Below are 13114 nucleotides of genomic sequence, written 5' to 3'. Positions count from 1 at the left end.
CGGTATGGAATAGTAATTTTCAAAATTCTTTGTTCATAAAAATACAACATAATCCATAATATGCAGCTCATCCCCAGGGTCTACAGGGGTGATAAATAGATCAAACAGCGCTGTAGAGGGTTTATAGAGCTATTCTTTTTCACTTGTAGATACTTTGTAGAGGCCATATCCTTTGAGAATATAGGCATTCGATAGCACCTTTGTATAAAAAGAACTTCATTTTAAATTTTATCTTATGGACAACAAAACCACTGCAATCGTATCCTATATCACCATCATTGGCTGGCTGATCGCTTATTTCTCTTATAAAAATCGAACAGAAAAAGATGCCTACGTAAGCTATCATCTGGAGCAAAGCCTGGGTGTATTTATTTTTAGTATCGTTATTTCGGTCATCACCGGAATCTTGGTCACCGTCATACCGACCTTATCGGGTATCTTTTCTTTACTCACGCTTGTTCCCCTGATTCTTTTGGTCTTGGGTATTATCAATGCATCGAATGAAGTCATGAAACCGGTACCGCTAATCGGAAGTTTTTTTGAGAAAAGATTCAGTTTTCTACACTAAGTTTTAATTTAAAAATGTCATGAAAAATATCCTTGTATTCCTGCTTTCCATGGTAACATCCTGCAGCGTTTACGGACAAAGTACCGAAAAGCCTTATATAGAAGTAAGGGGTATGGCAAAAATTGAAAGAACCGTTAAGTCCTATATCCTAGACATCATGATTACCGAAGAGCTTGCCTATGCCGAAGAGAAAAAGCCTTTTGAAGAAGTAAAGAAAGCTTTTTTTGAAAAGGTTAAAGCAGCGGGTCTTGATGTCACTCGATTTAAAGAAGATAAACTGGCCTTTGCACTTACACAGTACAGTGCTATAGGCAGCCAGTTCAGTTTTGAAACAACGGATCCTGGCGATATCATCAAGTTGAGTAACCTGATGGTGGATAAAAGCGGTACGCAATCCATTACCACCCGGAGGGTGAACTATCTGCCCGTGAAAGATTTTTCAAAGGTGATCGCAGCTGCTTTTGCCGACGGAAAAGCACGTGCAGAAAAAATGGCTACCGCCATCGGTAAAAAATTGGGGCCATTACAAGCTGTAGTCGATTATTCCACCACAAATGATGAGGTGGAGGACACAGCCTATTACCAGCCCAAGGATGACAGGTACTATTACCTCTCTTTAAAATATCATGTGGAATAGATAGAAAACAAATTATAGACCGATGAAAAAGACAATTTTTAATCTTTTCGTTTTGCTGCTCACCTTCAGTATGGTAGGCTGTAAAAAAGATCAAATATCCGATAAACCTATATCGGAAAGGATATTGGGAAAATGGACCTTTGTCTCGCAGGTTACAGAAACGCTTGAACCTCCAAATCCCCCCAAGGTAAAAACAAAGCCAGGAGAAATGGGGGACTATATTGATTTCCGTCAGGATGGAACAATATATTATGTCATCAATAGTTCCGATGAAAGACAGGATGATTATAAGCTGAATGGAGCTGAAATCGATATTGATGGTGGCACCTATACGATCATAGAGCTGACCGAGACAAGTTTCATTATGCGCAGTATTGAAAAAGAGGACGACATAACATATACAACCACAATTAAGTTAAGAAAATAGCAAGTAGATGATAATCAATAAATTTTTAGTACCTATATTCCTTATAATTGCCGTCCTTGTACTAGGTACCGCCTGTAAAAAAGACAGTCCAGATCAGGAGGGGGGCAGTGAGGAAGATAAAACCGTACAGGTCATGCGGCAGAAAATTCTGGGACGTTGGAACTTGGTGGAATTTATAGAGGAAACAAAAACTGGGAATGAGCCACCTGAAGTCATTAACAACGATCCTAAAAATATTTACTTCGATTTTTCCGCCAATGGTCGTGTAAAAACAAACGCCGAGGGTGAGGATGAGTTTCCATACGAAGTGAAAGCAAATAATAAACTCTTGTTATGGGAGAATGAACAAACGATTGTTGAACTAACGGCTAACAAGCTGACTTTTAGAAATACCGCAAGTTCGGAAGGTATCACTTACACGCAAACTTATTTTTTAACGCGGTAGGGAAAAGTTTTAAACAACAGATATGCAAGAATTTATTCAGAATCAACCGGGCGAAAAGGACGCCCGCCCCAAGTATAATCCGCAGGATGGTAATGCCACTGTTTCGGGATGGGCAGCTTTTGTACTCGCTGCTGTGGTCGTCGTGATTACCTATGCTGTGCTGGACAGGCTACGGGAAATAAACAAGGTACAATCCTGGATGTACTATAGCGGCATTGTGCTTGCATTAGCTTTGGGGGCTTTACTCGGCAGTTTTTTAGTTCGGAAAATGACCCGTAAACGAATAAAGGAGCAAAAGCGGTATTACCAACTGTATGGTGCCGACTGGCTCCCGCAGGAGAAACGGGAAGCCCTGCAATTGGATGTACCAGATGGTTATCAACATGGGGAGTGGATCGAAACCCTGGAGTACTGGCCCTGTGAAGCCAGGGGGGCGGCAGTGAAGGATTTCAGGACATTTATTGTGACCAGCAAAGAAGAACGGCTGGCGGGCAATGACCAAAGTTGGGGTGTACTGTCGGCACAGTCCTATCATGAAACCATTGACCGGCTTTTTAACGGCATGCACAGTCAGCTTTTTGCCGCCGATAAGGCATTGATGCCAGTAGAGGCCAGACAAAATATGCAGCGCAGGATAGCGGCCCTCACTCAATTGCCCGAGGCTTATGTCGAGAGCTGTTGGGAACGAAAGGATAACAGACCACCACAATTGCTCTGGGGATTTGACCTAAACCGGGTCATTGAATTATCCCGGACCTCATTTATGGCCGGATTGATCAGCGAAGAAACGGCTTGGAACAATATATTAAGAACATCAGGTTATGCCCATACGTTATTTGACAGCCTGGACGATTTCTATACGAATTTCAGATTGGGCCATGCCTATTGGTGCAACGATTTTAGACTGACCAATGAAAAGCTGAAAGCGCATAAATCTTACAACGAAAGCTGCGACTGGCCAATAAAGAAAATTAGCTGGCGTAAAAATGAGGAGCCTCTGCCCGAAGTTATCCAAAATGCCTGTGAAGAATTTGTCGCCTTTGAAACACGAAAAAATCAGCATAAGGAGATCAAGGGTTTTCAGCAGGATAATAATGAGCGTTAGAACATATTGATAGTTGATCCAAACATGAGAGAAAAAACTGACAATAGTCATTGGGAATTGTTGCCCGCTGTGGGATTAGGAAAAGTGACATTTCGGATGAGGAGACTACAGGTCGCTGCCTTTGATGAATTTTTAGGCAAAGTTACCTCAGAACATAATCCCGCAGACATGAAAGATCATGTCTTGGATACGTACAACTTACTAAAAGACTTTATTACCGAAGCCGAGTTGAAAACTGTCATGGAAGCGTTAGAAGCAACAAATGCGAATGACCAGCGGGGTATTGTCTTGATGCAACATCGAATGACAACCGGATTGACATTGGAATATGAAAACGAACAATTGACCGAAATCTTTGCTGATAATAGGGCAGGGCAACTTCATTTTAAACAGATCCCGATCTTTTACAGCAGCCCACTAAATTTGGTCAAGAAAATGGCGGAAGATCTAAATGAAAACCCTATCGTTCAGGATGATGAACTTGTATTTCCTAAAAATAATATTTACCTTTTTTCGTTTTTGAGAAAAGATCTGACTGAAGGGAATCCTCAGAACAGAACCATGATGTGGCGAATAAAACCACGGATTTTAGGAACAGATTTATCAAACTATACAGTTTTGGAAATCATATGAAAATACGATACTACTTCTGCCTGTTGTTTTTTCTTTTCCTCTCCTGCGATGGAACACAAACCGCCCGGAATAATACAGCGACAGGAAAAGGTGGAGACAGCAGCTTAAAATGGATAGATTATCGGCAGGGTGAGCTGCCTCCGGAGGGATATTACCGCGCATTGGACAGTACCATCAAAAAATGGGGTATCCGGTATGAACGCATTGAAGGTGGCTGCGAAATTATACCGGGCGAAAAGCAAAGGTATGAACAGCATAATGAAAAATATTTTGAGCTGCTGGAAAAACAGTTTGGTCGATACTGGCGGCAACGTTTTGATCAAGAAGTAAGAATATTGGACAGCATATTAAACAATTCTGCAGAAATAGGGCTTGACAATAGCGCAAGGATAAACAACGAGATAAAGCGGATCGATGCGCTGAAACTCAAAACAAAGTTCATTTGCTATGATTATAGATATTTATCAAAAGAAGCTTTCACTTGGCGACAGATACAAAGTTTTCATAAACAATGTATTAACCTATGTCGTTTCGAAACAACCGCTCCAGCTCAAACCTGAAATATTGGTGATGGGCGCAGATAATAATAGGCTTAAAATAAGGATCGTTAAATGTCTACAATGGATCAAGGCCAAATATGTTATTTCGTTTTCTGAAAGCCTAATTTATTCTTTTAAAACAGTCTCTTATTTTAGATCGCACTTCCAATGTGCAACAAAGGATGCAGTATACGACATATATCGCCATCGGGGCAGGAAGTGTTCCATTTATAAAGACCATGATCAGATCGCTTGGTGGCAAAAGGGTGTGATTACCTGGCTGGAAGGAGATACCTATCGAATCACGAGCAACGAAAACGCTGATATTGACTTGCTTATTTCCTTCTGCCTTATCTTGGATAACTACAGTAGCGGTAACAAAGGCGAGGATGTTTTGACCATCAATCTAGGCTATATGGGACTACAGGCAAAGCGATTTAATAGGGAATGGGTACCTAATCGATAAAAATTAATTTTTATCTCAACAGACAGGTCAACCAACAACCAACTTAAAGCCTTTGCCGCGGATATTGACAATCTTAATCGCGGGATCCCCTTCCAAAAACTTACGCAGTTTACTGATAAAAACATCCATGCTCCGGCTATTGAAATAACTATCATCACCCCAAACATAGTCCAGCGCTACCTTGCGGTCGAGTACAGCATCCCGATGATCAACCAATAGTTTCAGTAATTGAGCTTCTTTATAAGATAGTATCTGCTGTTTATTGCCTATACTAAGCTGTAGATTCCTGAAGCTAAAATGAAATTTGCCAATGACATATTCTTCCTTCAGGCTGCTAGGAGATTGTTTCAAGGAAGAGCGCCTATTGAGGAGCGCATGCATGCGAATAATCAATTCTTCCATGCTGAATGGCTTTTTGATATAATCGTTGGCACCAACCTCAAAGCCTGTGGCCAGATCCTGAATTGTCGACTTTGCCGTCAAAAATATAATCGGAACTTCGCTGGCTAGTCCACGTACTTCTTGCGCCAAGGTAAATCCATCCTTGTAGGGCATCATCACATCAAAGATACAGATGTCAGGCCGTGCAACACAGAAGGAGGAAAACGCTTTGAGACCATCCACAGCCCAAACGACTTCAAAGTCTCGGAGTTCTAAGGCTTCCTTGATCAGCTTGCCCATCATGGGTTCATCTTCGGCCAATAATACTTTTATTTTACTCATAAGGATGATAACAAACGAATTAAGATTTAACTGGAATATAAAGGACAAATGTCGTTCCCTTGTCTAATTGACTCTCCACCTGAATGGTACCGTCATGGAGCTCCACGATTTTTTTTACATAGGACAAGCCTAAGCCAAAACCTTTGGTCGCATGCACATTGCCCATAGGTACCCGAAAGAATTGATCGAATACACGGTCGAGATAATCCCTTGGAATCCCCATGCCGTTGTCACTAAATGATAACCGGAAGTACTGTTTATCCAGGCTGACAAGGAGCTGAATAACAGGTGCCTGCCGGCTATATTTAAGGCTATTATCGAGCAGATTATAGAGAATGTTTTCCAAATGGGTCTTATCCACCTCTACAGCCGGAAAATCATCTGCGATTGTTATTGTCAACGTTCCTTTCGCTTCATCAAGTTTGGGCTTTGTCTGACGCTGAAAATCATGCAGCATCTGGCTGAGATCGGTGGACTCTTTTTCCAAAATATATGGATTATCCTGTGCTAGCCGAAGTACGGTCTCAATCATGGTCGATACACGCTTGAGTTCGGCACCGCAGATATTGAGATATTCATCCAATTTTTCAGGGTTATTCTTTATCCCAAATTTGCTCATCAACTCTACCGCGAGACTTGCTGTGGCGATAGGTGTTTTGAACTCGTGGGTCATATTTGAGATAAAATCATTCTTAATCTCGGTCATTTGCTTCTCGCGATTGAAGGAATTAATAAGGGCAAGCGCAGTATAAAATAGCATTCCCAAGATAAGTATAGAAACGAAAAGTAGCCATTTCATGCCATCTAAGCTTGTGAACAGATCCGGCTCTACGCTAATCACTGCACTGTAGGTGGGGCTGATGGTACTTCTCAACAAGAGGTAATGAGCGACTGAATCCAATGATTGCTTTGCGCTATCTGCAAGAGTAGCAAAGGACACTTTAAATTGATTCTTCAATTGTAATTCCTCAAAATTGGTGCCTATCAATGAGTCCAGCAATAAGCCAATAGCAAGCGTATCCACGTCTTTTTGTGTGGATTCGGTATCGTTTGCATAAACCCTGACGGCCGAGCCACTAAACTGCCGAGCAACGATAGACTTTGATGGCTTCTCCGGCTTTTTTGCCAATGCTGTATCAGCCAATGCGGTACCTATTCCTTTATTGCCCTTTGAAGAAAGTTGAACGAAAGTGTCTTTGAGGCTACGCGTGGTGACTTTTACATGCTTAGGGAGTTTGCCCGTATGATTTGCCCTTAAGATCGAATCGACCAGCTTTTTCTCGACATCCTTGCCAGTTTCTGCGATATCCATCCGAAATTCATGGGTCGTCTTTTTTGAGGCGTTTGTACAGGTATCACAGCTTTTCTTCGTCGTTGAATCCTTTGTAATCTGCCGATGAATCTGAACGCCTTTCAATTCATTATTGGAGACCTGGTCAAGTATCCCCCCCATGGCACGCAGAATGGACGATTGTTCCTTGGAGAGGGAGCTATCAATACCGAAGTATGTTTTGAGACGAACGACATCTATGGCATCTTTGATGGCTCCTTGTATCATGATCTTCTCCTTTTGCTGATTGATACGAAAGGCATTGGACAGCCAAAACACCTGCATGACAATAACAGCTATCGTGCTAGCGATTAGTAAGGCAATGATAACGCGTGTTTTCCTGTGTGTAGTCATAATAAAATTCTCAGCTACAATGCTAGCTAAAATCTACGAAAAAGAGGGATCTGCTAACAGTTCATAACATTACTTAACAGTAGTTAACAATTCCGTTTCCGGTTAACAGTATTTAACAAAGCAATTGGAATGGAAGCTCGACTTGCATTCTACTTTTGATCCACTGACAATATAAAAGTAATAAAAATGAACACAACAAAGTTTTCGCTGACCGCTATTATCGGTCTTTTTCTCTTTGTCCAAGGGCTATTTGCTCAAGACAATCAAGTGAATATGTTTATTAAGTATGATTTTGAACATATCGCTGACAGCACAAAAAAGGAGGCTCCTATTACACGTTCCATGTACCTATATATCGGTAACGGAAACGCCTTCTATTCAATGGCGCCCATGGAAAAAAATAAAGAACAGGGGGCACTTCATATCAGTATGGATGCTATTGACCAGTCTGATGGATTGGTCAATCTGTACACACCTTTCGGAACGGGGGAGAGCCCTTGCCTAGTGACGATGCTCGGTCAATTGTATAAAGTGTACCCCAACAAGAACTATAAAATAGATTGGGCCATCACCGAAGAAAAGCGGGATATCGGAGGATATGGATGTATCAAAGCGATAGGGCAATTTGGTGGTCGTACCTATGAAGCCTGGTTTACCGAAGAAATCCCATTCCCGGTAGGCCCCTGGAAGCTAAATGGCTTGCCGGGTGCCATCCTTGAAGCCAAAGATTTGACCAATGAAGTTCGCTTTCGTTATGCTGGATTGGATAAGGTCGCAGACAAGATGCCCCTGATGGAGATCGACAAACTACCCGAACTTCCCTATGAAAAGTACCGCAAGGCGATGGAAAACAGTAAAGCGGACAAGCTGGGAGCGATGATGGCTCAATTACCTGCTGGTGCTACCGTAAAGTTCAAGACGCAGGACGGGCGGGAAATCTCGCAGGAACAAGCCGAGGCGTTGATGAAAGAAAGCGGGAAAAATAAACAAAAATTTCAGTTGAACAATCCTGTTGAACGTACGATCAAATAACGATTCTGATGAAAGAAATCTTTTGTAGCCTATGCTTGACCATGGTGTCCACGCTTACTTTTGCGCAGGAGAAAATTGAGGGTATTATCAGTAGCAACAAACAGGCAATACCCTATGCGACTATCGTCATTGGCTACGCCAACAGCAGCCTCCATACCGTCAGAAGCAATAGTACGGGACAGTATGTATTTAACCTGACAAAAGAAGAAATGTCCAAAGTTCAATGGATCGAGGTCAGCCATATTTCGTATGAGAAAGTCCGTAAGGACTATAAAGGCCAAAGTCCGAGAGTGGACTTTGAACTCGTTAAAAAGTCCATTCAGCTGGCAGATGTTACCGTCAAGAGTAAACCTCTGGCGGTACGGCGCGCCGGTGATACCACCCGGTATGCGGTCAACAACTTTGTTTCTGCAGAAGACAGGAACATCGGCGATGTACTGCGCCGCATGCCCGGTATAGAGGTTGACGACAACGGCGTCATCAAGCACAATGGCAAAACCGTCAGCCGGATGTACGTCGATGGGGACAATATCTTTCAGAATGGCTATGGCGTTGGCACTAGAACAATACAACCCAAAGCGGTCAAAGACGTTGAACTTGTGCAAAATCATGAACATAAAAAAGTCAAACAGGGGGTAAGCAACTCCGAAGATGTCGCATTAAATCTTGTTCTTAACGAAGATGCTAAAATGATCTGGTCAGGTGAAGCTACTGTTGGTATTGCCGCACCAATCGATGGCTTTATCAATGGGAATGCCATGAGCTTCAAAAAGAAGTACAAAACCCTCAATACACTGCAATATAATTCAATTGGTGAGCGTATTAACAATGATGTGGAATCCATCAACTCATTCAACCTGACCGAACCGATTGCAGCGGCAACGCCCTCAGTACCGACAAACAAATATTACAACAATAGATCTGTCGCCTTTAACACCAATCAATTTTATAAATGGTCCGAGGCATGGAGCTCTAGTGTGAATGGCAACCTGTGGGCCGACCGGGAGCAGCTCAGTAGCGATGGTACACAAAGATATCTTTTGGCCGATGGCAGTCAGGTCACTTATAATAATTATTATAATACGACAAAAAAACCACTTTATGGGCGTGGCAGCTTCACCTTGGAAGGCAACGATAATCGGTATTATTTGAAAAATATAATCGATTTTAAAGCCGAAAACCAAAACCATCACACCTGGTTACTCGATGATGGGGCACGCTATGACCAATGGGGGCGGGATCAGCTGAATTTTATATCCGAATCCATGGAGTATACGCCCAAATTAAAAAACAAGGATCTGATCACTTTTAATCTGGATCTGGCGAAAAAATGGCATAAAGATCGCTTGGAGGTATTTCCCGGTGTAATGGCGAATTATTTAAATGAAAATCAGCCCTATGATGCTGTTCGGCAAACTGTCTCTTTACCACAGACCAATGGTAATATACAAGTGGCCTATACACGTAATAATACACGCTTAAAACGCACTTATTTTGCCCGTTTGAATTACCTCAATAAAGAACTGAACTCGGCATTAGACTTGGTCAAAGATGGGGCTGTATTTGATAACAAAAGGTTTCCCGACAACAATCTGCGCTGGCAACAACAGCAAATGTCCGCTGGTGTGAAACTGGATTGGAAAAATAAAGACTTTATCCTTTCTGGCGCGTTTCCCTTGACCTGGAACGCATGGGATATTACAGATCGCCATGCGGGGTCAACCACAGAGACGAAGAAACTACTGTTTACGCCTTCCGTTTCCCTACAGGCTTATCTACCAAATCGAGATTATTTCCTATTGTCCCTACGTTTTAATCAGGAAAATTCGGATCTCGACCAGCTCTATCCGTACCCGATTCTGAGTAATTTCAGGGAAATAAAAAGTTTCGCTGCACCACTGTATTTCACATCAAATCAAGCGTATACATTACGTTATGCTATCGAACGACCAATCAGCTTATTTTACCTGAATGTAACAGCATCACATCTGCGGACACAAAATGATTATTTAGTCGGTCAGGATGTGACACAGCAGGGCATTATCAGTAAGTTGATGCCCTATGACAATCGGACGAGCAGTAATGCGCTGACATTGGGTATGTCTAAATCCTTATTGAAAGAGGGGATTTATCTGGGGTTGAATGCAAGTGCGAATCAAAACAAATACAATCAATTTTTGAATGGTCAATTTGCTGCAGCCACTGGCACGACAATAACCGTCAGCCCAAGGCTTGAATATAAGGGCATCTCCCACACCACATTATCCTATCAGTATACCTATAGCGATTTTCGAAATCGACTAAAAAGTGAAGCGGAGCGGAGTTCCAACCAATATACATCGAATACACATAGCTTAGGAATGCTTTATGTTGTTGGCACTTACCTCTTTGTGAAGGGAACCTGGAGTTATGGCAGTTATCAAAGTAGCGGGCTTGATCCCATCGCCAATGGCTTTCTAGACGCATCTATCCGCTATAAACCTCTTAAAAGTAAACATAGCCTGGAACTCAACATCAATAATATCCTTAATAAAAAAATATATTCCAGTTACAGTTTGACTCCGAACCTGGAAAACCGCCAAACCATTCCATTACGTGGTTTCCAGTCGGTATTAAAATATAGTTTTCTTTTCTAATACGTATGAGGAAGCGTCTCCCGCTGCACTGTTTAAAAAGCGTAGTAATACAAAAAGGGCTGACTTACATTTTTTGCAAGTCAGCCTTTTGCTATTAAACTAAGCGAGATCGCCAAAAGCGGAAATTGCCAGATTAGCTATAAGTTATTTTTTAGGGATTAACCAATGAGATCAATTGTCGTGTAACTGGATAGTTGGTTGGGACAATCTGATTTTGTCCGTAAGGAACGCCATCGCGATCTATCGCATAACTAAATACCCTGGCTTTTTTCTCCTGTGTTGGATTCCAGTTATCTTGGTGGGTTCTATTCCAGAAAAAGAGCGCTATGGTACACGGATTTATTCCCTATATTGCAAAAGAAAATAATCGGCAGGAAATGCATACAAAGTTTATTGAACTAATTACACAACAAGTCACACTTTCAAGTCTGGAAAAGGATATGTGCCAACATCATCTGGAACCGGTAAAGTTTCCTAAAAACCATATCATCGAGGAGGAGGGGAAGGTGCCCGCCTATCTGTATTTCGTTGTATCGGGCTTTGTCCGCTTGTTTCATTATAACGATAAGGGGGATGAGGTAACAACCCATATCAACTGTCCACCGGGATTTATCACTTCTTTTGTAAACTTCAACAATCAAACCCGATCGGATGAAAATTTGGAGTGCATCACAGACTGTGAACTACTGCGAATCGACAAAAGGAATCTTGATCTTTTAATTGAACAATCACCTGCATTTAAAGATTTCAGTATCTATGTGTTTCAACAGTCGCTATCCTACAATGAGAAACGAGCGAAGGAACTGGCGACACTTACAGCTGAAAAACGTTATCTGAAACTGATAGCCGAGCAACCGGAATTGCTCCACAACGTACCGATGCAATATATTGCCTCTTTTCTGGGCATGAACCCCAAAAGTTTGAGCCGCATCCGTAAACGGATCATTAGGTAACATTTGTGAAGTGGTTTTAAATCGCCAGGGCAGAACTTTGCTGAAACATTTAAAATCTACACACATGTCAACTAAAAATTTAGTATTGGTGTCCGGAGCGAACGGGCATTTAGGTAATAACCTTGTCAGATTATTGATAGGAAAGGGCTTTCAAGTACGCGCATCGGTGCGGAATATCAGTCGCAGCGACAGTCTAAAAGGGCTGAATTGCGAAGTCGTTCAGGCAGACATCATGGATAAAGCCGCATTTAAAAATGTGTTACAGGGTGTCGAAACTTTCTATGCTGTGGGTGCCGCTTTTAAACTATGGGCCAAAGATCCACAAAAAGAGATCTACGAAGTGAATATGCAGGGGACGCGGAATACCATTGAAGCTGCCGCTGAAGCAGGTGTAAAAAAAATCGTTTATGTAAGCTCCATAGCTGCACTGGACTATACGTACACGCCCACCAAAGAATCCAACGGTTACAATCCGGATCGCAGGGATGCCTATTACAATTCGAAGAATGACGGGGAAAGGCTAGCGTTCAAATTGGCAAAGGAATTGGGTGTCGAATTGGTCTCCGTAATGCCCAGTGCCATGATCGGCGGTGAAGCTACTCTTCCCCTGAATGTTTCCTATGATATCTTAAGATTGATATTAACCAAACAGATTCCCGTCGACACCAATATTGCACTCAATTGGGTGGATGTCAAAGACGTCGCCGAAGGCTGTTACCTCGCCGCCACGAAAGGGAAATCGGGGGATCGTTACATACTAGCAAATGAAAAGTGTCTGCGCATCACTGATACGACCAAAATAGCGCAACAACTATACCCTGGGCTTAATCTACGTATTCCAGCCTCTGTTCCCAAGTTTATGCTCTATGGAATTGCGGGATTGATGCAGTTGTCAGCGAAGCTAAAAGGAAAGCCACCCATAATCACGACAAAAGATATTGCGATGTTCTCAGGACTTCAACAGGATTTCGATATTTCTAAGGCAAAAACGGAACTAGGATTTAACCCCAAAAGCAGCGTACAGGCAGTCACCGAAGCCCTGGCATATCTGATGGAACACAAAACTCTGCTTTAGCGCCATGCTGAGCAAAAGATGCATCATAGATCGATTTTATATGGCGTCTGAGATTATATCTTTGGCTCGAGGGTTCTTGACCAGCCATCAGAAGATTAGTGCTGCAATAGTTAATTTTTAATTTGAAGATTAAATAAGCGTTATGTATTTAATTTTATTTGATTATTTCTCAAAGAAGCTATTGTTTCAAT

At 42.1% G+C, this 13114-nt stretch carries 14 protein-coding genes; 12 read left to right on the top strand and 2 right to left on the bottom strand.

The genetic code is table 11. The annotated features are described in order from the left end of the window. The first annotated feature begins 235 nt into the window (after positions 1 to 235). Genes AC07UV_RS18845 through AC07UV_RS18810 form a run of 8 tightly spaced genes read left to right on the top strand, consistent with a single transcriptional unit; the run spans position 236 to position 4820 of the window. Positions 236 to 568 carry a magnetosome magnetite crystal formation protein family gene (locus AC07UV_RS18845; RefSeq protein WP_282254387.1) on the top strand — a complete coding sequence of 111 codons (333 nt, stop codon included), beginning with the start codon at positions 236 to 238 and terminating at the stop codon, positions 566 to 568. Positions 569 to 587: 19 nt separating this feature from the next. Further along, positions 588 to 1205, top strand: a complete 618-nt coding sequence (locus tag AC07UV_RS18840) for an SIMPL domain-containing protein (RefSeq protein WP_495184863.1) — start codon at positions 588 to 590, stop codon at positions 1203 to 1205. Between the two features lie 22 nt (positions 1206 to 1227). Beyond that, positions 1228 to 1632, top strand: coding sequence for a hypothetical protein (locus tag AC07UV_RS18835; protein ID WP_495184862.1), 405 nt, complete (start codon positions 1228 to 1230; stop codon positions 1630 to 1632). 7 nt (positions 1633 to 1639) lie between these two features. Then, positions 1640 to 2077 carry a hypothetical protein gene (locus AC07UV_RS18830; RefSeq protein ID WP_495184861.1) on the top strand — a complete coding sequence of 146 codons (438 nt, stop codon included), beginning with the start codon at positions 1640 to 1642 and terminating at the stop codon, positions 2075 to 2077. A gap of 22 nt (positions 2078 to 2099) precedes the next feature. Then, positions 2100 to 3182 carry a DUF1266 domain-containing protein gene (locus tag AC07UV_RS18825; protein ID WP_495184860.1) on the top strand — a complete coding sequence of 361 codons (1083 nt, stop codon included), beginning with the start codon at positions 2100 to 2102 and terminating at the stop codon, positions 3180 to 3182. Positions 3183 to 3206: 24 nt separating this feature from the next. Continuing rightward, positions 3207 to 3815 carry a hypothetical protein gene (locus AC07UV_RS18820; protein WP_495184859.1) on the top strand — a complete coding sequence of 203 codons (609 nt, stop codon included), beginning with the start codon at positions 3207 to 3209 and terminating at the stop codon, positions 3813 to 3815. Beyond that, positions 3812 to 4375: an FEKKY domain-containing protein gene (locus tag AC07UV_RS18815; protein WP_495184858.1), complete on the top strand. Its 564-nt coding sequence runs from the start codon at positions 3812 to 3814 to the stop codon at positions 4373 to 4375. Before AC07UV_RS18820 ends, AC07UV_RS18815 begins: the two co-directional genes overlap by 4 nt. Continuing rightward, positions 4263 to 4820: an LURP-one-related family protein gene (locus AC07UV_RS18810; protein WP_495184857.1), complete on the top strand. Its 558-nt coding sequence runs from the start codon at positions 4263 to 4265 to the stop codon at positions 4818 to 4820. Before AC07UV_RS18815 ends, AC07UV_RS18810 begins: the two co-directional genes overlap by 113 nt. A 27-nt stretch (positions 4821 to 4847) precedes the next feature. Here AC07UV_RS18810 and AC07UV_RS18805 read toward each other — a convergent pair whose 3' ends face one another. Next, positions 4848 to 5543: a response regulator transcription factor gene (locus AC07UV_RS18805; RefSeq protein ID WP_495184856.1), complete on the bottom strand. Its 696-nt coding sequence runs from the start codon at positions 5541 to 5543 to the stop codon at positions 4848 to 4850. A gap of 19 nt (positions 5544 to 5562) precedes the next feature. After that, on the bottom strand, positions 5563 to 7227 hold the full coding sequence (locus AC07UV_RS18800) for a sensor histidine kinase (protein ID WP_495184855.1): 1665 nt from the start codon (positions 7225 to 7227) through the stop codon (positions 5563 to 5565). A 186-nt stretch (positions 7228 to 7413) separates the two neighbouring features. Here AC07UV_RS18800 and AC07UV_RS18795 point away from each other — a divergent pair, with 186 nt between their 5' ends. From AC07UV_RS18795 to AC07UV_RS18780, 4 genes are all read left to right on the top strand, one after another. Beyond that, positions 7414 to 8259 carry a GLPGLI family protein gene (locus tag AC07UV_RS18795; protein WP_495184854.1) on the top strand — a complete coding sequence of 282 codons (846 nt, stop codon included), beginning with the start codon at positions 7414 to 7416 and terminating at the stop codon, positions 8257 to 8259. An 8-nt stretch (positions 8260 to 8267) separates the two neighbouring features. Beyond that, the gene (locus AC07UV_RS18790; RefSeq protein WP_495184853.1) at positions 8268 to 10895 is read left to right on the top strand and encodes a carboxypeptidase-like regulatory domain-containing protein; all 2628 of its coding nucleotides are present in this window, start codon (positions 8268 to 8270) and stop codon (positions 10893 to 10895) included. A gap of 326 nt (positions 10896 to 11221) precedes the next feature. Continuing rightward, the gene (locus tag AC07UV_RS18785) at positions 11222 to 11848 is read left to right on the top strand and encodes a Crp/Fnr family transcriptional regulator (RefSeq protein WP_282254373.1); all 627 of its coding nucleotides are present in this window, start codon (positions 11222 to 11224) and stop codon (positions 11846 to 11848) included. 64 nt (positions 11849 to 11912) lie between these two features. Beyond that, the gene (locus AC07UV_RS18780; RefSeq protein WP_282254372.1) at positions 11913 to 12923 is read left to right on the top strand and encodes an NAD-dependent epimerase/dehydratase family protein; all 1011 of its coding nucleotides are present in this window, start codon (positions 11913 to 11915) and stop codon (positions 12921 to 12923) included. Positions 12924 to 13114: the final 191 nt, after the last annotated feature.

The sequence above is a fragment of the Sphingobacterium sp. GW821-FHT03E03 genome (genome assembly GCF_059420745.1).
Note: the sequence above shows the minus strand (reverse complement) of the source record. Positions and strands in the feature narration are given on the sequence as shown.

Excerpts from the sequence above, each read along its gene's own strand:
- AC07UV_RS18845 (WP_282254387.1), top strand. The coding sequence starts at position 236 with ATGGACAACAAAACCACTGCAATCGTATCCTATATCACCATCATTGGC.
- AC07UV_RS18840 (WP_495184863.1), top strand. The coding sequence starts at position 588 with ATGAAAAATATCCTTGTATTCCTGCTTTCCATGGTAACATCCTGCAGC.
- AC07UV_RS18835 (WP_495184862.1), top strand. The coding sequence starts at position 1,228 with ATGAAAAAGACAATTTTTAATCTTTTCGTTTTGCTGCTCACCTTCAGT.
- AC07UV_RS18830 (WP_495184861.1), top strand. The coding sequence starts at position 1,640 with ATGATAATCAATAAATTTTTAGTACCTATATTCCTTATAATTGCCGTC.
- AC07UV_RS18825 (WP_495184860.1), top strand. The coding sequence starts at position 2,100 with ATGCAAGAATTTATTCAGAATCAACCGGGCGAAAAGGACGCCCGCCCC.
- AC07UV_RS18820 (WP_495184859.1), top strand. The coding sequence starts at position 3,207 with ATGAGAGAAAAAACTGACAATAGTCATTGGGAATTGTTGCCCGCTGTG.
- AC07UV_RS18815 (WP_495184858.1), top strand. The coding sequence starts at position 3,812 with ATGAAAATACGATACTACTTCTGCCTGTTGTTTTTTCTTTTCCTCTCC.
- AC07UV_RS18810 (WP_495184857.1), top strand. The coding sequence starts at position 4,263 with ATGATTATAGATATTTATCAAAAGAAGCTTTCACTTGGCGACAGATAC.
- AC07UV_RS18805 (WP_495184856.1), bottom strand. The coding sequence starts at position 5,543 with ATGAGTAAAATAAAAGTATTATTGGCCGAAGATGAACCCATGATGGGC.
- AC07UV_RS18800 (WP_495184855.1), bottom strand. The coding sequence starts at position 7,227 with ATGACTACACACAGGAAAACACGCGTTATCATTGCCTTACTAATCGCT.
- AC07UV_RS18795 (WP_495184854.1), top strand. The coding sequence starts at position 7,414 with ATGAACACAACAAAGTTTTCGCTGACCGCTATTATCGGTCTTTTTCTC.
- AC07UV_RS18790 (WP_495184853.1), top strand. The coding sequence starts at position 8,268 with ATGAAAGAAATCTTTTGTAGCCTATGCTTGACCATGGTGTCCACGCTT.
- AC07UV_RS18785 (WP_282254373.1), top strand. The coding sequence starts at position 11,222 with ATGGTACACGGATTTATTCCCTATATTGCAAAAGAAAATAATCGGCAG.
- AC07UV_RS18780 (WP_282254372.1), top strand. The coding sequence starts at position 11,913 with ATGTCAACTAAAAATTTAGTATTGGTGTCCGGAGCGAACGGGCATTTA.